Consider the following 18,710-nt stretch of genomic DNA (forward strand, 5'->3'; position numbering starts at 1 on the left):
GTGCAGGATTCTGTGAAGCCCGACGGCATCACGCCGTCGCAGACCGTGGGCCCATTCTTCAAATACGGCCTGACGCCGACCGGCGAATATTCCTGGAACGACGCCTTCACCAACTCGACGCTGACCTCAGACGTCTCCGGCGACCGCGTTCGTATCGAGGGCCGGGTGCTCGACGGCGACGGCGCCACGGTGCCCGACGCCATGCTGGAGATCTGGCAGGCGGACGCGCAGGGCCGCTACGCCGATCCGCAGGACAAGCGCGCGCTGCCGAACGCCAGCTTCCGCGGCTTCGCCCGCTGCGGCACCGACAAGGACGGCAATTATTCCTTCGACACCATCAAGCCGGGCGTCGTGCCCGATCCTGACGGCAAGCCGCAGGCGCCGCACATCGTTCTGGCCGTGTTCGCGCGCGGCATGCTGCGGCATCTCTATACCCGCATCTATTTCAGCGACGAGGCCGGCAACGCCGCCGATCCCGTGCTGGCGCTGGTTCCGGCCGATCGCCGCGCCACGCTGACGGCGGTGCGCGAGACCGGCAAGGCCGTCTACAAGCTCGACCTGTGCTTGCAGGGTGACAACGAGACGGTGTTCTTCGATATGTGACGCGCTGTCCCGGCGAAAGCCGGGCCGCAGCAGTCATTGTTGCGCGAGGTGGTCATGGCCTGCCTTCGCCAAACCGTTGCTGCGGTGATGGGGGCCCGGATCTGCGCTTCGCTTGTCCGGGACGACAAACGGAGGGTGTAGCGCTTCGCTGGGTGATCGTGCAGAATGTGCGCGGCACCGGGGGGCGCGACTCATGACATCCTCACAATTGCCGGCGGTCGCTGAGCCCGGTTACCTGACGGCTGCGCTGCGCAAGGCCGGCGCGCTGGACGCGGGCGCGGTGCGCGAGGTGAAGGTGCTGCATGAGCGCGACACCGTGGTCTCGCATATCACCAGGCTTGGCCTGCGCTATGTCGGGGAGTCCGCCGGTTCGCCGCAGACCCTGATTTTGAAAATGGCGCATGCTGGCTTCGCTGGGACGCTTGCGGATCGCGGCGAGCACGAAGTCGCCTTTTACACGAAGCTCGCGCCGCACATGCCGCCGGGATTCATGCCGCGCTGCTTCGACGGGCATTTCAATGCGGAAAGCGGGAAATGGCATCTCCTGCTCGAAGACCTCACCGACAGTCATGAACTCGCGACTGTCCCGACGGTGCCACCGTCGCGAGATCAGTCGATGGCCATCGTCACGGCGTTGGCGCGCATGCATGCGGCATGGTGGAATCATCCTCGCCTCGGCGAGACCGTCGGCACCTGGGCCAGCGCCGAGGACAGCGCGGGGCATTTGGAGACCTTCGCCGGACATTACGATCGCTTCGCCGACGAGCTCGGCGATCGCTTGAGTGAGGAACGGCGCATCCTTTATCGTCGTCTCATCGAGCAGTCCGCACGGCTGTCGCAGCGCTATCATTCGCACCGTCACCTCAGCATTGTCCATGGCGACGCGCATACCTGGAATTTCCTGCTGCCGCGCGCGGACGTCGCCGACACCGTGCGTATCTTCGATTTCGACCTCTGGGGCATCAATGTGCCCACCCACGACCTCGCTTACATGATGGCGATCCAATGGTATCCGGAGCGCCGGCAGGCGCTCGAGCGGACGCTGCTCAATCGCTACCATGAGACGCTGCTCGCACATGGCGTGGCCGGCTACACGCGCGGCGCGCTCGATCAGGATTACCGCTGGTCGGTGCTCTGGCACATCACCAAGCCGGTCTGGCAATGGGCCATCAACATCCCGCCGGGGATCTGGTGGAACAATCTGGAGCGGGTGATGATGGCGGTCGAGGATTTGGGGTGCGAGGAGTTGCTGTAGCAACACAATGGAGATGAGGCGCGCCGGCCTCCCGAAGTCTCCGCATCGTCCCGGCGAAGGCCGGGACGACGAGTTTGTGGCAGGCAATAGCCCTTACTCCATCACCGCATGTTCCGGCCCCGCCGCCTGCTTGCGTAAGGACGCCTTGGTCGAGCCGATCATCAGCGCCAGGGGGATGGTGCAGAGGATGAAGAACATCACGAGCTGGTAGTCGTGCGCAAACGCGATGATCTGCGACTGGATGCTGACCATGCGGTCGGCCATGGCGCGGCCGGCATCGGTGGAGAGGTCGATCATGCTCCGCACGTTCGGCATCTGCAGCGCATGGTTGAACGGGTTGATGTACTCCGAGAGGATCGCATAGGTCCTGCGCGTGCCCTGCGTCAGCTGGGCGATGACGATCGAGATGCCGACCGAGCTGGCGACGTTACGCATCAGCGTCAGCATCGAGGTGCCGTCGGTGCGCAGATGGTTGGGCAGCGTCAGGAACGCCACGGTCGAGAGCGGAACGAAGACGAGTCCGAAGCCAAAGCCCTGGATCACGCTGACGATGACGATCTCCGGCACCTGGGTCTGATCGGTCCAGCCGGTCATCTGGAACAGGGAGGCGGCGGTCAGCGTCAGGCCGCAGATGATCAGCGTACGCGCCTCGATGTAGCGCATGATGCGGCCGACCATCATCATGGCGAAGAAAGTGCCGAAGCCGCGGCTCGCAAGCAGGCCGCCGGCGGTCATGATGGGATAGCCTATGACGTTTTGAAGGTAAGGCGAGGCCAGCGCCATGGTCGAGTACAGCACCAGGCCCATCACCGTCATGAAAATGCAGCCGGTCAGGAAGTTGCGATCCCGAAACAGCGCGAACTGGATGAAGGGCCGCGAGGTCGTGAAGGAGTGCGCGAAGAAGTAATAGAAGGCGATACCCGAGACGATGAACTCGGTCACGATCTCGGCCGACTCGAACCAGTCGAGTTGCTCGCCGCGGTCGAGCGCGAGTTGAAGCGCGCCGATCGCAATCGCCAGCGCGCCAAAGCCGAACCAGTCGAACCTCAGGCTGAGATTCTTGTCGGTCTCGTCCATGAAGATGCCGAGCCCGAGCACGGTGACGACGCCGAACGGCAAATTGACGAAGAACACCCAGTGCCAGGAATAAGTCTCGGTCAGCCAGGCGCCGAGTGAAGGCCCCATGATCGGCCCCATCATCACGCCCATGCCCCAGATCGACATCGCCGTGGCGCGTTCCTGGAGCGTGTAATAGTCGAGCATGACGGACTGCGACAGCGGTACCAGCGCCGCGCCGAACACGCCTTGCAGCAGGCGGAACAGCACCATCTGGTTGATGTCCTGCGCCAACCCGCACAGCACGGATGAGAGTGTAAAGCCGGCCGCGCAGATGATGAAGATGCGCTTGCGGCCGAAGCGGTTGGAGATCCAGCCCACCGGCGCCGTCATGATCGCGGCGGCGACGATGTAGGAGGTCAGCACCCAGTTGATCTGGTCCTGCGAGGCTGACAGCGTGCCCTGCATGTAGGGCAGCGCGACGTTGGCGATGGTCGTGTCCAGCGCCTGCATGATGGTTGCCGTCATGGCGCAGATCGTCACCATGTTCCGGCGCAGGCCGGGGACCATCAGGCTGGCATTGGGACCGGACATCGGATCAGTCCTGGTCTTTGTCTTGGCTTGCGCTCGCCGACAGGCCGAGCAGGCCGGCGAGCGAGCGCCGATGGCCGGTATCGATGGTGGCATAGACGCTCATGCCGGCCTTCAGCTTCTCCACGTATTTGTCGCTCTCGTCGAAATAGATGCGGATCGGCACGCGCTGCACCACCTTGACGAAATTGCCGGTGGCGTTCTGCGGCGGCAGGATCGCGAATTGCGCGCCGGTACCGGGCGAGAGCGAACCGATCTTGCCCTTGAAGACGTGGTTCGGGAACGCGTCGACCTCGAGGGTGACAGGCTGTCCCACGGTGACGTAGGTGAGATCGCTCTCCTTCGGATTGGCATCGACCCAGGGATGGGCGACGTCGATGATGGAAAACACCGGCGTGCCGGCGGTGACGAAGCGGCCGAGCTGGATCTGGTCCACCTGGGTCGCAACGCCATCCATCGACGCCCGCACCACGGCATGGTCGAGGTTGCGCTGGGCATTCTCGAGCTTGGACTTGGCCTGGGCGTATGCCGGGAATTTTTCCAGGGGCAGGTCAGGATCGCCGAGCAGCTGGGTCTTGGCGGTCGAGATCTGCTGCTTGACGTATTGTGCGATCGAGCCCGACGTGACCAGCGCGTTCGAGGCGTTGTCGAGATCGAGCTGGGAGCCGTAATTGTTCTTGACCAGCGCCTGCTTGCGCTCGACGTCGCGCTGCTTCAGGTCGACGCCCTTCTGGGCGAGATCGAGCATGTCGCCATAGATCTTGATGTTGGCGACGAGATTGTCATAGGTCGACTTGGCCTGCATCAGCTGGGCCTTCGCCTCGTCCACGGCGAGCTGGAACGGGACCGGGTCGATGTCGAACAGCTCGTCGCCCTGCTTGACGAGCTGGCCCTCCTTCACGACGACCTTTACGATCTTGCCCGATATGTCGGGCGTCACCAGCACCTTCTGCGCGCCGACATAGGCGTCGTCGGTGCCGACATAGCGGCCGCCATTGAGATAGAAGGTCAGGCCTGCGATCAGGGCCACGATCGGCAGCACCACCATCAGCAAAAAGCGGCGATAACGGCGCAGGCCGGCGACGAAGCGACGGCGCGGATCGGTTCCGGCCTTCTTGCTGGGCTTGCCGCTGTCGATTTTTTGCTCGGGCTGGAATTTGAGGACTTGTTCAGCCATAGCGCTGCTCCTTGCGTGCTTGTTCCGCGCCTGATGTCTGGATCGCGGTTCGCACGTTTTCTTTGATGGTTTCGAGTTGGGTGAGGAGACGATGGGCATCCGCCGGGCTGATCCCGTCGAGGGCGTTGGCGGTCAGCTCGGATTTGAGGCCGCTCATCTTGCCAAGCAGCGCCCGGCCGGCCTTCTTCAGGTAGAGGCGCTTGACCCGGCGGTCGGTGGCGTCGTTGCGACGCTCGATCCAGTCGCTATCGCAGAGCTTGTCGATCAGCCGCGTCAGCGTGATCGGCTGCATCTCCAGCAATTCGGCGAGTTCCGACTGCTTCATGCCCTCGCTGCGCTCGACCTTGGCCAGCACAGCCCATTGCGCGCGGGTGATGCCGAAGCGCGAGGCCTCCTTGTCGGCATAGACGCGCAAAAGGCGGTAGAGCTCGCCGAGGGTGAACAGGAAGTTCTGGTCGACAGACCCGCGGGTCATAAGCTTGGTCTCCAATAAGCTTGGATATAATAAGCAAGCTTATGATTATTTCATGGCGGGTAGATGCGATGCTGTCCCGCGGCAAAAGCATGGCTGACCGCCGTCGTGGCGGTCGTGCTTTGGGTTCCCCCACCGAAATGCTAGAACGCGGGTCGAATGACCCTCGCAAAGCCGGTATTTCCGACGCCCGACCACGATCACGGCCGCTGCACCGCGGACGCGCTGGCGCATGCGGAGGCGGTTTGCGACGCTCGCGCGCAGAAATTCACGCCGATCCGCCGCCAGGTGCTGGGCGCGCTGCTCTCCAGCCATCGCCCGCTCGGCGCCTATGAGGTGATCGACGAATTGGCCAAGTCGATGCCGCGGCCGGCGCCCATCACCGTCTATCGCGCGCTCGATTTCTTGATGGCGAACGGCCTCGTGCACCGCATCGAAAGCCGCAACGCCTATCTCGCCTGCGCTGCCCACGACCACGACGCGACCTCGGCGGTGGCGTTCCTGATCTGCGAGCGCTGCGGCCTCGTCGGCGAAATCCCGTCGGCATCCTTTGCCGGGGATCTCAACGCCGCGGCGCGCGCCTCGGGCTTTGCACCAAAGCTGTCCGTGGTGGAGATCACGGGCGTCTGCACCCATTGTCGGAAAGCATCTTGAAGCAACAACGGCGCAAAGCCGGGACTCAGGAAGACATGTCCCCACCTCAAGCCATTCCGTCTGCCGCGCGCCCGCTGAGTGCCGGCGCCATCGCCCTGATGCTCATGCTATGTCTGACCTGGGGCTTCAACCAGATTGCGGTGAAGCTGGTGTTGCCGGATATCCCGCCGATGCTGCAGGCGATGATCCGCTCGACGGTCGCGTTGCCGGTGCTGTTCCTCATCGGTACATTTCGGGGCGTCAAATTCTTCGAGAATGACGGCACGTGGAAGCCGGGCCTGATCGCCGGGGTGATGTTCGGCGTCGAGTTCGTGCTGATCTTCCAGGGCCTGCGCCTGACCACGGCCTCGCGCGGGGTCGTGTTCCTCTACACCGCGCCCTTCTTCGTCGCGCTCGGCTCTTACCAGATGCTCGGCGAGCGCCTTGGCAGCACGCAATGGTTGGGACTGGCCGTGAGCTTTGCCGGCGTCGCGCTCGCGATCGGCGTCCCGCAGGCCAATGTCGATTCCCATGTGCTGCTCGGCGATCTCATGATCGTCGGCGGTGCATCGCTGTGGGCCGCGACCACGCTGGTCGCCAAGGGCACGCGGTTGCGCTTCGCCGCGCCGGAGAAGGCGCTCGGCTATCAGGTCGCAACCTCGATCCCGATCCTCGGCACTGCTGCCTTGTTATCAGGGGAAACCATCACCCACACCCCGTCGCCGCTGTCGTTCGCCTTGATGGCCTTCCAGGCCATCTGGGTGGTCGGAACCACGTTCACGCTTTGGTTCGCGCTGGTGAAGGCCTATTCGGCCAGCAAATTGTCGGCTTTTACCTTCATCACCCCTTTGTTTGGCGTGGTGGGTAGCTATTTCATCATGCACGACACCCTGAGTCTGGCCTTTGGGGCGGCAGCCGTCCTTGTAATTGCTGGGCTTTTTCTGGTTAACCGTCCGAGCCAAACCGCGGCGGCGCCTGTTGATGCATTGCTGAACGTCACCAAAACCTGATATTTGGACGCCATGAACAAGCTCGAAAACACCATCGATTCCGATCTCGCAGGCCCTGCGCCGCGTCACCGGACCACCCAGGTCAAGGTCGGCAACGTCACCGTGGGCGGCGGCGCGCCGATCGTCGTCCAGTCGATGACCAATACCGACACCGCCGACATCGACGGCACCATCGCCCAGGTCGCAGCGCTCGCGCGCGCCGGCTCCGAAATGGTCCGCATCACTGTGGATCGCGAGGAGGCGGCGGCCGCCGTCCCGCACATCCGTGACGGTCTCGCCAAGCGTGGCATCACCACGCCGCTGATCGGCGACTTCCACTATATCGGCCACAAGCTGCTCGCGGCCTATCCGGCCTGCGCCGAAGCGCTGGCGAAGTACCGCATCAATCCCGGCAATGTCGGCTTCAAGGACAAGCGCGACACCCAGTTCGCCGACATCATCGAGATCGCGAACAAGAACGGCAAGCCGGTGCGCATCGGCGCCAATTGGGGCTCGCTCGACCAGGAACTGCTGACCAAGCTGATGGACGAGAACGCCGCCTCCGCCAATCCGCGCGACGTGCGCGCGGTAACGCGCGAGGCGATGGTGCAGTCGGCGCTGCTGTCGGCCGCGCGCGCCGAAGAGCTCGGCATGCCCAAGGATCGCATCATCCTCTCGGCGAAAGTCTCGGCGGTGCAGGATCTGATCGCGGTCTATCAGGATCTCGCTGCGCGTTCCGACTACGCCATCCATCTCGGCCTCACCGAAGCCGGCATGGGCTCGAAGGGCATCGTGGCGTCCTCGGCCGCGCTCGGAATTCTGCTTCAGCAGGGCATCGGCGACACCATCCGCATCTCGCTGACGCCGGAGCCCGGCGGCGACCGCACCCGCGAGGTGCAGGTCGGCCAGGAGCTCTTGCAGACCATGGGCTTCCGCACCTTCGTGCCGCTGGTTGCGGCGTGCCCCGGTTGCGGCCGCACCACCTCGACCACGTTCCAGGAGCTGGCCCGCTCGATCCAGGATTTCATCCGCGACGAGATGCCGAACTGGAAGAGCAAATATCCTGGTGTCGAAGAGCTCAACGTCGCGGTGATGGGCTGCATCGTCAACGGTCCCGGCGAATCCAAGCACGCCAATATCGGCATCTCCTTGCCAGGCACCGGCGAAGCGCCGGCTGCGCCTGTCTTCGTCGACGGCAAGAAGTTCCGCACGCTGCGCGGCCCGACCATCTCGGCCGACTTCAAGGCGCTGGTGATCGATTACATCGACCAGCGCTACGGCCAGGGTGCCAAGGCGCCGGTGACTGCGGCGGAGTAGGCGTCGTTCAACATCGAAATCGTAGCGAAGCGTAATCCGCCCTTTTCGTTGCGCGAGGGAAGTGGCGGGTTACGCTTCGCTGACCCGCCCTACATGGCTACGATCCCTCCCAATCCGAGCTCAGGGACGCGCGTGACGGTGAAGGGGGAAGGGCCGGTGTGAAAAACGCGTGGCGCATCACCGCCGCTCTCGCTGTGTCGCTGATCCCGCTATTGGTCTTGCCGGGTCGCCATGGCGAAGCGGTCGCGGCGCGCAAGGCCGCGAGGGCAAAGCCCAGACCCTCGTCGATCAAGCCGCCTGCGCCGGAGAGATGCGATCCGCGCAAATTCAAGATCATCCTCGATGTCGGACACACCTCGGACGCGCAAGGCGCGACCAGCGCGCGCAACGATGTGGAATTCGGCTTCAACCTGCATTTGGCGCGGCTGATCGGGGAGCGCTTGACCTCGGCAGGCTTCGCCGCGACACGGGTGCTGGTGACCGAGGGCAACGCGCGCGCAAGCCTGCTCAAGCGCGTCGGCACGGCCAACGCCGCGCATGCTGATTTCTTTCTCTCGATCCACCACGATTCCGTGCCGGACAAGATGCTCGAGCCTTGGGAGTTCGAGGGCGCGAAGAGCTATTTCAGCGACCGCTTCAGCGGTCACTCGCTGTTCGTGTCCGAGCGCAATCCGCGCTTCGCCGCCAGCCTCGTCTTCGCCAGGCTGCTGGGCCGGGAGCTGAAGGACAAGGGCCTGCACTACGCCACCCAGTACGCCCTGCCGCTGATGGGCCGCTACCGGCACCCATTGCTGGACAAGGATGTCGGCGTCTACCGCTACGACGGCCTCGTCGTGCTGTCGCAGACCCGGAGCGCCGCGGTCCTGCTGGAAGCGGGCTCCATCATCAACCGCGACGAGGAGATGGCGATGAACTCGCCGGAGCGGCAGGAGCTGATCGCGACCGCCGTGGTGGCGGCGATGCGGACCTATTGCGAGCGGCGGTAGGTCCACAATGACGCGCAGCTATAGCGGCCCGCCCCGATACTCCCGGTTCGCCAGGCTCGCCTCTTCCAGATCGAGATCGCGCTCGATCCTCCGCCGCGTTTCGTCGGTGATCTGGCCGTCGCGCAGGAGATCATGGATGAACTTGCGCTCGGCTTCGATCAGCTCGCGGGTCAACGCGGTGCCGGCGGCGGAGACGTCGTGGTGGGCGGGATCGAGTGAATCGGGAAGCTGGTTGACGCGGATTTCGTGGCGGGCGCGCAGGAGCCGCATCACCTCGTCGGAGACGTCCTTCTCCCCGCTCAAGGCGTCGAGCGATTTCAGCGCGGCGTCCAGTGCCTGCCGCCGCGCCGCGATCTCGGCCTCGTGCTCGGCGACGTGCTCGACGCGGCCGGCTTGCGCGATGCCGAGCCAGCGCACCACCGGCGGCAGCGTCAGGCCGACGCCGATCAGCGTGATGAAGATGACGCCGAAGGCGACGAACAGGATCAGGTCGCGATCGGGGAACGCCTCGCCCCCAGGCAGCGTGAACGGCAATGCCAGCGCGGCCGCCAGCGACACCGCGCCGCGCACGCCGGTGAACGCGAGTGCGAACGGCCATTGCCAGGGCGGCGATGGATCCCGCATTCGCAGCGACTTCGACAGCATCCGCGGCAGATAGGTCGCCGGATAGAGCCAGGCGAAGCGCGCCAGGACGATGATGGCCATGACCAAGGCGGTCGCGATCATGATGTCGTCGAGGGGGAACGCCTTCGATTTCTCGTAGAGCGCCCGCATCTGGAAGCCGGTGAGCAGGAACAGCAAGCCCTCGATCAGATAGATGATGAGGTCCCAGAAGAAGATGCCTTGCAGCCGCGTCGACGCCGATATCAGCAGCGGCCCGTTCCAGCTGACATAAAGGCCGCAGGCAACGGTCGCGATCACGCCGGAGCCGCCGACATGCTCGGGCAGCCAATAGGAGACGTAAGGCGTGATCAGCGACAGCGTCAGCTCGACCTGCGGATCCCCGGACCATTTGCGGAAACGCAGGGAGAGCCAGCCGACGCCGATGCCGAAGGCGATTTCGCCGGCGACGATGAGGGAAAATTCACCGGCCGCCAGCGGCAGCGAGAAATGTCCGACCATGATCGCTGCGAGCGCGAAGCGGTAGAGGATCAGTGCAGTGGCGTCGTTGGCGAGCCCTTCGCCCTCGAGGATGACGAGGAGGCGGCGCGGCATGTTCAGCCGGCGCGCGATCGCGAGCGGCGCCACCACGTCGGGCGGCGCGACGATCGCGCCCAGCAGGAAGCCGACGTTCCAGGGCAGGCCGATCAGATAATGGGTCGCGGTTGCGACCATCGCCGCAGTGAAGATGACCGCGCCGACCGCGAGCAGTACGATCGGGCGCAGATTGTTCCTGAACTCGCGCCAGCTCATCGCGACGCTCGCCGAGTAGATCAGCGGCGGCAGCACCATCAGCAGCACCAGCTCCGGCGGCAGTTCCACCGGCGGCATGCCCGGCACGAAAGCGAGGCCAACACCGGAGAGCATCAGCAAGATCGCTGGCGCCATGTTGAAGCGGCGTGCGACCAGCGCCGTGCCTGCCAGCACGGCAAGCAGGATGAGGAAGGTCTGAAACTTCGCTGCGATCATGACCTGTCTTGGCCCGGAAGCGGCCAAGAGGTCAATGCAGACGGCTTACACCAGCCGCGCGGCCACCAAGCGCCCGATCCGCGCGAACACGGCCTCGAGCTGCGCCGCATCAGGTGTGCCGCCCTGCGTGTAGGCGGTGATCAGGATCGGTGCATCGGGTTTGGGCCAGGCGACCGCGATATCGCCCGATGCGTCCTTGCCGTTGTTGCCGGTCTTGTCGCCGATCGTCCAGCTTGCCGGCAGACCGCCGCGCAGCCGGTTCGCGCCGGTCTTGCAACCCACCATCCATTCGGTGAGTTGGGCTCTCGAGGCCGCTGACAGCGCCTCGCCTGTCACCAGCCGCTTGAGATTCCCGGCCATCGCCGCCGGCGTCGTGGTGTCCCTGACATCGCCCGGCGGCGAGCGGTTGAGCTCGGGCTCGTTGTGGTCGAGCCGCGATGTGGTATCGCCGATCGAGCGCCAGAACGCGGTGAGCGCGGCGGGGCCGCCGATCCGCGCCAGCAGCAAATTGGCGCAGGTGTTGTCGCTGAGCTCGACGCTCGCCTTGCACATGTCGGCCACCGACATCGCGCCGGTCGACAGGTTCTGTTTCGCGACCGGTGCGTACTCCAGGAGATCGGCCTTGCCGTAGGAGATCGTCGCGGCGAGCTTCTCCTCGCCGCGATCCACCCGCGCCAGCACGCAGGCCGCGAGCGATGCCTTGAACGTCGAGCACATCACGAAGCGCTCGTCCGCGCGCCAGGCGAGCTTCGCGCCGGTGGCGAGATTCTCCGCATGGACCCCGATCCGGCCGCCGCTCTCGCGCTCATAGGATTCGAGATCGGGCGGCGCGTCAGCTGCAAATGCGGGAGAGGCGGCCATCCAGCAGAGCGAGGCGAGCAGGGAACGACGATCGACAGGCATGGGCGACCTTCGGGAAGTGGAGACCTTCGGGAGGTGGAGAGAGTGAAGCGACGAATGCGGCGCCGTCATTGCGAGCGGAGCGAAGCAATCCAGAATCCCTCGGCGGTGGGTTTCTGGATTGCTTCGTCGCAAGGGCTCCTCGCAATGACGTGTGGTGGGAGTTGGGCTCGCACTGGGAGGCAGCTGAAGAGGAGAGCGGCCCCCTCATTCCTTCAGATCATACCGATACGATTTGGACACGATCTGCCAGCCGTCGGCGAGTTTCATCGCCACCAGATAATCCGTGAAGAACCGCGGCGGCAGCTGGCACTTGACCTTGATGAAGGCGGTCTTGTCGTCCGAGCGGTCGATCGTGACGATGAAATCCTCGCGCGGCTTGCCTTCGGCCTTGGCGGAGGGACGTTTGCGGACCCAGGCAAGCCAGTCCGGCACGGTCAGGATCTTCAACTCGCCCTTTTCCACCCAGCGCAGATCGGCGGACGGATGAAAGACGGCGCCGAGCTTGTCGGCGTCACCCTCGTAGAGCCCGTCGAAATAGGATTGCACGACGGCTTCGACGCTGGACCGGTTCTCGCTCATGGGTCATCCTTTCGCATGATGGCTGCGCGGAAACTTAGTCGGACAGATCAAATCGCGCTATGGCTGTCTTCTGCCATTTTCGTGAGGGCATCATGACCGGTTCACAACATCGGCACGCTCGCATGCTTGCCGGCGAATGCTTTTGCCGCGCCGTCCGCTACGAGGTGGCGGACGCGTTTTCCTATGCATTGAACTGCCACTGCTCGAAGTGCCGCCGCGCCACCGGTTCCGCCTTCAAGCCGTTTGCCGGCATCGCGTACGGCCAGCTCCGGCTCATCAGGGGTGAAGACCAGCGGATGATCTACGGGGACGACACCACCCATGACGCGCACTGCGCCCGCTGCGGCTCACTGCTTTATTCCCGGGTCCGGGAAGGACAATGGATCCATGTCACCTTGGGAACCCTGGTCGACGCCCCCTCGATCCGCCCGAGCGCCCATATTTTCGTCGGCTCCAAGGCCCCATGGCACGACATCACGGACAATCTGCCGCAGTATCGGGGCCATGTCAGGGACGGCTAGGCAAGCCGGCCCGCGCCGTTTCGGCGGCGAACCGCCAATGCGCTGGCGCGACTCACGAAAGGGGCTCCTCGGCCTCTCGGGGTGCCGTCTTCGTGACCCCCATCACAAGCGCGGATGGCGGACCTTGCCAAGGTCGTCCCGGAGGGTGTGAACTGCTCCGAATTTTGGAAGTCTTGTCATGCGCAATTTGTTCAGACTTTGCCCATTGCTCCTCGCTGTCGCGCTGATGTTTGGCGCCGGGCCAGCCTTCGCCGGACAGCGCGTCGCGCTGGTGCTCGCCAACTCGGACTATCAGCACGCTCCCTCGCTTGCCAATCCCGTCAATGACGGTGCGGTGATGGCGAAGATGCTGAAGGATGCCGGCTTCGATGTCGTCGATTCCCGCCACGACCTCACGGCGCTCGATACGCGGCGCGTGCTGCGCGACTTCGCCGACTCTGCACGTGATGCCGATATCGCCGTCGTCTATTACGCCGGCCACGGTATCGAGGTCGACGGCGCCAACTATCTGATTCCGGTCGACGCCAAGCTCGAACGCGACACCGACGTGTATGACGAAGCGCTGTCTCTCGACCGCATCCTCGTCGCGATCGAGCCGGCCAAGCAGCTTCGTCTGGTGATCCTCGACGCCTGCCGTGACAATCCCTTCGGCAAGGCCATGAAACGCACGATCGCCTCGCGCGGCATCGGGCGGGGCCTTGCCCAGGTCGAGCCGGGCAGCCCCAACACCCTGATCGCCTATTCGGCCAAGGCCGGCTCCACCGCGCAGGACGGTGACGGCAGCAATAGCCCATTCACGGTCGCGCTGTCGAAGCATCTGACGACGCCGGGCCTCGATGTCCGCCGCGCCTTCGGCTTCGTGCGCGACGACGTCTTGAAGATCACCAACAACAAGCAGGAGCCGTTCGTCTACGGCTCGCTCGGCGGCGAAGACGTGCCGCTGGTGCCGGTCAAGGCCGCGCCTGCGCCCGCGGCGGCACCCGCACCTGCGATCAATCCGCAAGCCGATATGCGCCGCGACTACGAACTGGCGCTTCAAATCGGCAACAAGCCGGCGTGGGAAGCGTTCCTGGCCCAGCACCCTGATGGCTTCTATGCGAGCCTTGCCAAGCTCCAGCTCGACAAGATCGAGGCCGAGCAGGTTCACGCTGTCGCGATCGAGAAGGCGAAACAGGCGGAGGCCGAGCGCGACCGTCTCGCCGCGCTTGGCGCGCAGAAGGATGCGCAGACCAAGGCTGCGGCCGATGCGAAGGCGGCCGAGCAGGCCCAGCTTGCCGCGCAGAAAGCCAAGGAGCAGGCGCAGCAGCAGGCAGCGGCTGCCGAGCAGCAGCGCGTCAATCTTGCCGCCTCGGCACCGGGCGCTGCGCCTGCCGGAACGGCGAGCCCCTCCGGCACAAATGTCGCCGCGTTGACGCCGGCAAGTACGCCGGCCGATCTCAGCCGCGCGGTTCAGACCGAACTCGGTCGCGTCGGTTGCTTCTCGGGTGAGGCCGATGGCAACTGGAATACCTCCTCGCAACGCTCGCTGGCGCAGTTCAATCGCTATGCCGGCACCAAGCTCGACGTGAAGGTGGCGAGCACCGATGCGCTCGGCACGGTCAGGTCAAAATTGTCGCGCGTCTGCCCGCTGGTCTGCGATCACGGCTTCAGGCCCGCCGGCGACAAGTGCAGCAAGATCGTCTGTGGCGACGGCTATGCGCTGAACGACGATAATGAATGCGTGAAGCAGCGTGCCGCAAAACCCGCAACGGCCAAGCGCGACGACCGCGATGAGCGTCCGGCGAGACAGCGTCGCCAGTCCGGCGGTGCGGGTGCCGGCGCGGAGGGCGGTCACGGTGCCGCCGCGGGCATTGCCGCTGCCGCCGGCCGCGGCACGGGCAGCGGTCAGATTTTCTGCAACACCATCGGCTGCCGTCCGGTCTCGCGTGGCTGTCACCTCGAATATCGCGGCGGTGGCGGCCCCCACAACGACGCAAATGTCGAGGTGTGTAATTAGGGTCACAGCGTCAGCACCGTCCTGCGCGATGGTACGGACGACGGTCAAGTTGCGATCGCGCTCGCCGCGATGTTCACCGTCAGCGCCAGCAGCGCGGTGTTGTAGATGAAAGACACGATGCCGTGCGCCGTGGCCGTGCGGCGGATCGTCTTGTCGGTGATGCCGACGTCCGAGACCTGCGCGGTCATGCCGATCACGAAGGAGAAATAGACGAAGTCCCAATAGTCGGCGTGGTCTTCCTTGTTGCCTTCAGGGAACTGCAATCCGCCGGACGGGGGGCGGTAATAGTCATGGGCGTAATGCAACGCAAACGTCGTGTGCACGGCGGCCCAGGACAGCGCGATCGTCGTGATGGCAATGGTCAGCTCCATCGCGCCGCGGTGGGGCGTGCCGAGCTCATAGACGATCGCGGCAATGCTCGCGAAGGCGCCGATCGCCGTCACCAGCAGGATCACGAAGCGGCCGTCGTCCTGCATCGCAGCCGCGCGGCGAATGTGCTGGTGGTCGTTGCACAGCATCATCGTGTAAACCAGCACGAGATAGACCGCGATCAGCGCGTCCCAGCCGAACAGCAGCCGGGTCAGCAACCGGTACGAGCCGGGCACGAGCAGGCAGACGAGGATTCCGACGCCGAGCGAGATGAAGGTCCGCGGCCGCGCGTAAATCAGCCGCACCGGCCGCGACATCTGGCCGAAGCGGGCGAGGACGGGATCTTCTTGGCCCTCGGTCGCCATGAACGCGCGTCAGTTCTTGCGTTCAGCCACAAACCGTGCAGCGGCCTGCAACACGGCGGCACGGTCGCCGAAGATCGACACTGCGCTGTCGGCGCGGGCCAAGAGATCGCGCACGCGCTGCTTGGCGCCTTCGATGCCGAGCTGGGTGACGAACGTGGTCTTGCCGAGCGCGGCGTCGGCGCCGGCCGGCTTGCCGAGCGCAGCCGCATCGCCTTCGACGTCGAGCAGGTCGTCGGCGATCTGGAAGGCTTCGCCGAGCGCGCGGCCGTAATCGTCGAGCGCCTGATATTCCGCCTTCGAGGCCTGGCCGAGCAGGGCGCCGGCGATGCAGCCGTAACGCAGCAGCGCGCCGGTCTTCATCTGCTGAATGCGGGCGACGTCGATCGGCTCGTTGCCGCCGAAGCGGCCCTCGCCGGCGAGATCGAGGATCTGGCCGCCGACCATGCCGCCGATGCCGGCGCAGCGGGCCAGCGCGCGCGTCAAGAGCAGCCGCACATTGGCGTCGCGATGGACCTCGTCGCGGGTGATGATGTCGAAGGCGATCGTCAGCAGGCCATCGCCGGCGAGGATCGCGGTGGCGTCGTCGGTCTGCTTGTGCAGGGTGGGGCGACCGCGGCGCAGGTCCGAATTGTCCATCGCCGGCAGATCGTCATGGATCAGCGAATAGCAGTGGATGCATTCAAGCGCGGCGCCGACCAGCAGCGCGGCCTCGCGGGGAACGCCGAACACGGAAGCGCTCTCGACCACCAGGAACGGCCGCAGGCGCTTGCCGCCGCCGAGGCTCGAATAACGCATTGCGTCCATCAGTCGCTTGGGGCGGGCGATCTCATCGTGCAGGATGTCGTCCGACAGCAGGCGAGCGAGCAAGGCCTCGGTGTCATCAGCGGTCTTGTCCAGACGCTTGGCGAAATCGGACGGGGACGTGCCGGTCATCAAGAAAGGCTCCAGAACCAAAATTCGGCCGGACAATCCTTTATGCGCCCGCCCCAGTCAATCGTTTGGAGGGCCTAAAAAGTGCTGGAAAACGCCCGAATTATCACAGACTTAATGCCGGGATCCGTGGTCGCGTTTGATTTCGCGCCGGAAAGGTCGATTTGCGCATCGTCAAAATCCTGCTGGTAGCGCTCGCGGTCGTGGCTCTTGCACCCTATGTGGTCGCGCCGTTCTACCGCACCGGTCATCCGGTTTCGACGCTGATGGCCTGGCGCTCGCTGACGGGCGCACCGATGCATCGGGAATGGATCGACCTGGCGGCGATGTCGCCCTATTTGCCGCGCTCGGTGGTGGCGGCCGAGGACGCCCATTTCTGCAAGCACCACGGCATCGATTGGGGGGCGCTGCGCGAGGCGATCGACGACGCTCAGGAGGACGGCACGCCGTTCCGCGGCGCCTCCACCATCACCCAGCAGGTGGCAAAGAACCTGTTCCTCTGGCAGGGCCGGGATTTCGTCCGCAAGGCGCTGGAATTTCCGCTGGCGCTCTGGATCGACTTCGTCCTGCCCAAGCACCGGATCCTGGAAATTTACCTCAACATCGCCGAGCTCGGCCCCCAGGGCCAGTTCGGAGCGGAGACGGCGAGCGCCTATGCCTTCGGCAAGTCGGCAGCGAGCCTCTCCGCGCGGGAGGCGGCGCTTTTGGCCTCGATCCTGCCGAATCCGGTTAAACGCAGCGCCAGAACTCCGGGGCCTGGCGTCCGTCGGCTGGCCGGGACCTATGTGGCGAGGGCGCAAGCCACCTCGCTTTTGACCTGCTGGCGGGAAAATCGCTGATTTCGGGCCATTTCCGGGCGTATTTTCCGTCCCAGAAGCCTAGCTTTACGGCCAGCCTTCCTCTATAAGCCCGGCCTTGATCGGCATTCAGCTCGCCTCGTATTTGCGGGTGCTGAGCCGTCCCTTCGCGGACGATGCCCCGATGAACACCAATCCCTAGAGGATACTGAAATGGCCGTTCCGAGAAGAAAAACCTCGCCGTCGCGCCGTGGCATGCGCCGCTCGGCAGACGCCATCAAGAAGCCGACCTATGTGGAAGACAAGGACTCCGGCGAGCTCCGTCGTCCGCACCATCTCGACCTCAAGACCGGCATGTACAAGGGCCGTCAGGTCCTGAAGAAGAAAGAGTCCTGAAGTTTAGGACCTTTCTCCGGGCAGAATGATTTCACCTGCCTGATTTCGGCCAACCCATGAGATATGACAGTGACGGCGGCGGAGCCAATGCTTCGCCGCCGCATTGTCCTGTCTGGACATCTTGATCGAGAAGGCGCTTTGCCGATGGTCGGTTTCCCGCTGCTCCTGATTCCGCTCGCGGTGTACAATATCATCGCCTTCCTGATGCCCAGCGTGTCCTTCTCGGACGTGCTGTTCAAGGTGCCGATGATCACGGGCGAGACCTGGCCGGTGACCCTGGCCGATCTGCTGCTGGCGCTCGGCGTGTTGCTGCTGTTGCTCGAAGTGGTCAAGGGCGCGCGGCCCGGCGCCAAATTCCTGATGGATCATCTGCTATCGCTGATCATCTTCGGCGCGGCCGCGGCCGAATTCGTGATGTGGCCCAAATTCGGCAACTCCACCTACTTCCTGCTGGTGCTGCTTTCGATGGCCGATTTCCTCGGCGGCGTCGCCCAGCGCGCGCGCCGGCGCATCGCCTATGTCGCTGCCGAGACCGTCGCGGTGCCGCGCAAGACGAAGCGCCAGGCCGAGGCGCCGCCGCCCGCGACGGCGTTCGAGCCGAAGCTCGATCCGGTGTCCGCGCCGCAGCCCGAACGGCCGCCAGCGCCCTCGGCGCAATCGGTTGCGGAATCCGTTTTGATGGATCACCCCGCGCCCAAGCCGGGCATCGTCCCGTCGCCGGAAATTCCCTCGCCGCATTTGCAGCCGGGCAACGGCACGCCGCCCTCGCCCGAAGAGCCGCGCTGAGTTACGCCACCTGACGTGTGCGTGAGCTGACGCTGGGCAGCGGGCGCTTGCTGCCATAGGCCATGCGCGCGTCGTCGGAGGAGCCGCGCCGCAGCTGGCTCGCCTGCGGCAGGTGCTCGGCGTTGGCGATCAGCTGGGTGACGAAGCTAGGATCGGGTCGCGTCAGCGGCATTTTGCGGACCCACTGCAAAACCGGCGTCAGCGGGACCAGCGCGGTACTGGCTTCCCGCGTTGTTTCTTCGATCTGGTCCGCATTCGCCATCGCAACACCGCTGATCCGGTTGAACTGGCGCATTTTGGGACGGTGGCGCCGGTGCATGTGATGGTCTCGCAAGGCCTATGCCGGCCGATCCTATTCGG

20 protein-coding genes are annotated in these 18,710 nt (G+C 64.8%); 11 read left to right on the forward strand and 9 right to left on the reverse strand.

Features of this window, described 5'->3' with window-relative positions; genetic code table 11:
• Complete coding sequence (gene pcaG, locus BM222_RS22410; RefSeq protein WP_092232149.1) at positions 1-603, forward strand: protocatechuate 3,4-dioxygenase subunit alpha; 603 nt, start codon at positions 1-3, stop codon at positions 601-603.
• Positions 604-796: 193 nt separating this feature from the next.
• Positions 797-1,858, forward strand: coding sequence for a phosphotransferase family protein (locus BM222_RS22415; protein WP_092232152.1), 1,062 nt, complete (start codon positions 797-799; stop codon positions 1,856-1,858).
• Between the two features lie 93 nt (positions 1,859-1,951).
• Here the strand turns inward: BM222_RS22415 and BM222_RS22420 are convergent, their stop codons facing one another.
• Genes BM222_RS22420 through BM222_RS22430 form a run of 3 tightly spaced genes read right to left on the reverse strand, consistent with a single transcriptional unit; the run spans position 1,952 to position 5,157 of the window.
• Positions 1,952-3,508 (reverse strand): MDR family MFS transporter, encoded by a 1,557-nt coding sequence (locus BM222_RS22420; protein WP_092232155.1) that lies wholly within the window; start codon positions 3,506-3,508, stop codon positions 1,952-1,954.
• Positions 3,509-3,512: 4 nt separating this feature from the next.
• On the reverse strand, positions 3,513-4,682 hold the full coding sequence (locus tag BM222_RS22425) for an HlyD family secretion protein (protein WP_092232158.1): 1,170 nt from the start codon (positions 4,680-4,682) through the stop codon (positions 3,513-3,515).
• Positions 4,675-5,157 (reverse strand): MarR family winged helix-turn-helix transcriptional regulator, encoded by a 483-nt coding sequence (locus BM222_RS22430; RefSeq protein ID WP_092232161.1) that lies wholly within the window; start codon positions 5,155-5,157, stop codon positions 4,675-4,677. The genes BM222_RS22425 and BM222_RS22430 overlap by 8 nt, the downstream gene beginning before the upstream one ends.
• A 156-nt stretch (positions 5,158-5,313) precedes the next feature.
• Here BM222_RS22430 and BM222_RS22435 point away from each other — a divergent pair, with 156 nt between their 5' ends.
• The 4 genes from BM222_RS22435 (at position 5,314) to BM222_RS22450 (ending at position 9,079) form a co-directional block, all read left to right on the forward strand.
• Positions 5,314-5,808 carry a Fur family transcriptional regulator gene (locus BM222_RS22435; protein ID WP_092232165.1) on the forward strand — a complete coding sequence of 165 codons (495 nt, stop codon included), beginning with the start codon at positions 5,314-5,316 and terminating at the stop codon, positions 5,806-5,808.
• Between the two features lie 35 nt (positions 5,809-5,843).
• A complete protein-coding gene (locus tag BM222_RS22440) occupies positions 5,844-6,797 on the forward strand; it encodes a DMT family transporter (protein WP_092232168.1) in 954 nt (317 codons plus the stop codon).
• Positions 6,798-6,809: 12 nt separating this feature from the next.
• A complete protein-coding gene (gene ispG / locus BM222_RS22445) occupies positions 6,810-8,093 on the forward strand; it encodes a flavodoxin-dependent (E)-4-hydroxy-3-methylbut-2-enyl-diphosphate synthase (protein WP_092232170.1) in 1,284 nt (427 codons plus the stop codon).
• Between the two features lie 158 nt (positions 8,094-8,251).
• On the forward strand, positions 8,252-9,079 hold the full coding sequence (locus BM222_RS22450) for an N-acetylmuramoyl-L-alanine amidase (RefSeq protein WP_244547213.1): 828 nt from the start codon (positions 8,252-8,254) through the stop codon (positions 9,077-9,079).
• Between the two features lie 18 nt (positions 9,080-9,097).
• Here BM222_RS22450 and BM222_RS22455 read toward each other — a convergent pair whose 3' ends face one another.
• The 3 genes from BM222_RS22455 to BM222_RS22470 form a co-directional block, all read right to left on the reverse strand.
• Positions 9,098-10,708 carry a Na+/H+ antiporter gene (locus BM222_RS22455; RefSeq protein WP_092232172.1) on the reverse strand — a complete coding sequence of 537 codons (1,611 nt, stop codon included), beginning with the start codon at positions 10,706-10,708 and terminating at the stop codon, positions 9,098-9,100.
• Positions 10,709-10,753: 45 nt separating this feature from the next.
• On the reverse strand, positions 10,754-11,611 hold the full coding sequence (gene bla, locus BM222_RS22460; protein WP_092232175.1) for a class A beta-lactamase: 858 nt from the start codon (positions 11,609-11,611) through the stop codon (positions 10,754-10,756).
• Between the two features lie 204 nt (positions 11,612-11,815).
• A complete protein-coding gene (locus BM222_RS22470) occupies positions 11,816-12,190 on the reverse strand; it encodes a nuclear transport factor 2 family protein (protein WP_092232181.1) in 375 nt (124 codons plus the stop codon).
• Between the two features lie 92 nt (positions 12,191-12,282).
• Here BM222_RS22470 and BM222_RS22475 point away from each other — a divergent pair, with 92 nt between their 5' ends.
• Positions 12,283-12,711 (forward strand): GFA family protein, encoded by a 429-nt coding sequence (locus tag BM222_RS22475; protein ID WP_092232289.1) that lies wholly within the window; start codon positions 12,283-12,285, stop codon positions 12,709-12,711.
• Positions 12,712-12,889: 178 nt separating this feature from the next.
• Positions 12,890-14,707 (forward strand): caspase family protein, encoded by a 1,818-nt coding sequence (locus tag BM222_RS22480; protein ID WP_092232183.1) that lies wholly within the window; start codon positions 12,890-12,892, stop codon positions 14,705-14,707.
• Between the two features lie 44 nt (positions 14,708-14,751).
• On the opposite strand, the gene BM222_RS22485 is transcribed toward BM222_RS22480, so the two are convergent.
• A complete protein-coding gene (locus BM222_RS22485) occupies positions 14,752-15,441 on the reverse strand; it encodes a DUF1345 domain-containing protein (RefSeq protein WP_092232186.1) in 690 nt (229 codons plus the stop codon).
• Positions 15,442-15,450: 9 nt separating this feature from the next.
• Positions 15,451-16,374 (reverse strand): polyprenyl synthetase family protein, encoded by a 924-nt coding sequence (locus BM222_RS22490; protein WP_092232190.1) that lies wholly within the window; start codon positions 16,372-16,374, stop codon positions 15,451-15,453.
• Between the two features lie 161 nt (positions 16,375-16,535).
• On the opposite strand from BM222_RS22490, the gene mtgA reads away from it, so the two are divergent.
• The 3 genes from mtgA to BM222_RS22505 all read left to right on the forward strand — a co-directional run bounded on the left by mtgA (position 16,536) and on the right by BM222_RS22505 (position 18,350).
• Positions 16,536-17,210, forward strand: a complete 675-nt coding sequence (gene mtgA / locus BM222_RS22495; RefSeq protein ID WP_092232193.1) for a monofunctional biosynthetic peptidoglycan transglycosylase — start codon at positions 16,536-16,538, stop codon at positions 17,208-17,210.
• A 171-nt stretch (positions 17,211-17,381) separates the two neighbouring features.
• Positions 17,382-17,564: a 50S ribosomal protein L32 gene (gene rpmF, locus BM222_RS22500; RefSeq protein ID WP_007598106.1), complete on the forward strand. Its 183-nt coding sequence runs from the start codon at positions 17,382-17,384 to the stop codon at positions 17,562-17,564.
• A gap of 144 nt (positions 17,565-17,708) precedes the next feature.
• Entirely contained in the window at positions 17,709-18,350 is a 642-nt protein-coding gene (locus BM222_RS22505) for a hypothetical protein (protein ID WP_177243376.1), read from the forward strand.
• Position 18,351: 1 nt separating this feature from the next.
• On the opposite strand, the gene BM222_RS22510 is transcribed toward BM222_RS22505, so the two are convergent.
• Positions 18,352-18,612, reverse strand: a complete 261-nt coding sequence (locus BM222_RS22510) for a hypothetical protein (protein ID WP_092232291.1) — start codon at positions 18,610-18,612, stop codon at positions 18,352-18,354.
• Positions 18,613-18,710: the final 98 nt, after the last annotated feature.

This window comes from Bradyrhizobium sp. Gha (genome assembly GCF_900113735.1).
Lineage (GTDB): Bacteria > Pseudomonadota > Alphaproteobacteria > Rhizobiales > Xanthobacteraceae > Bradyrhizobium.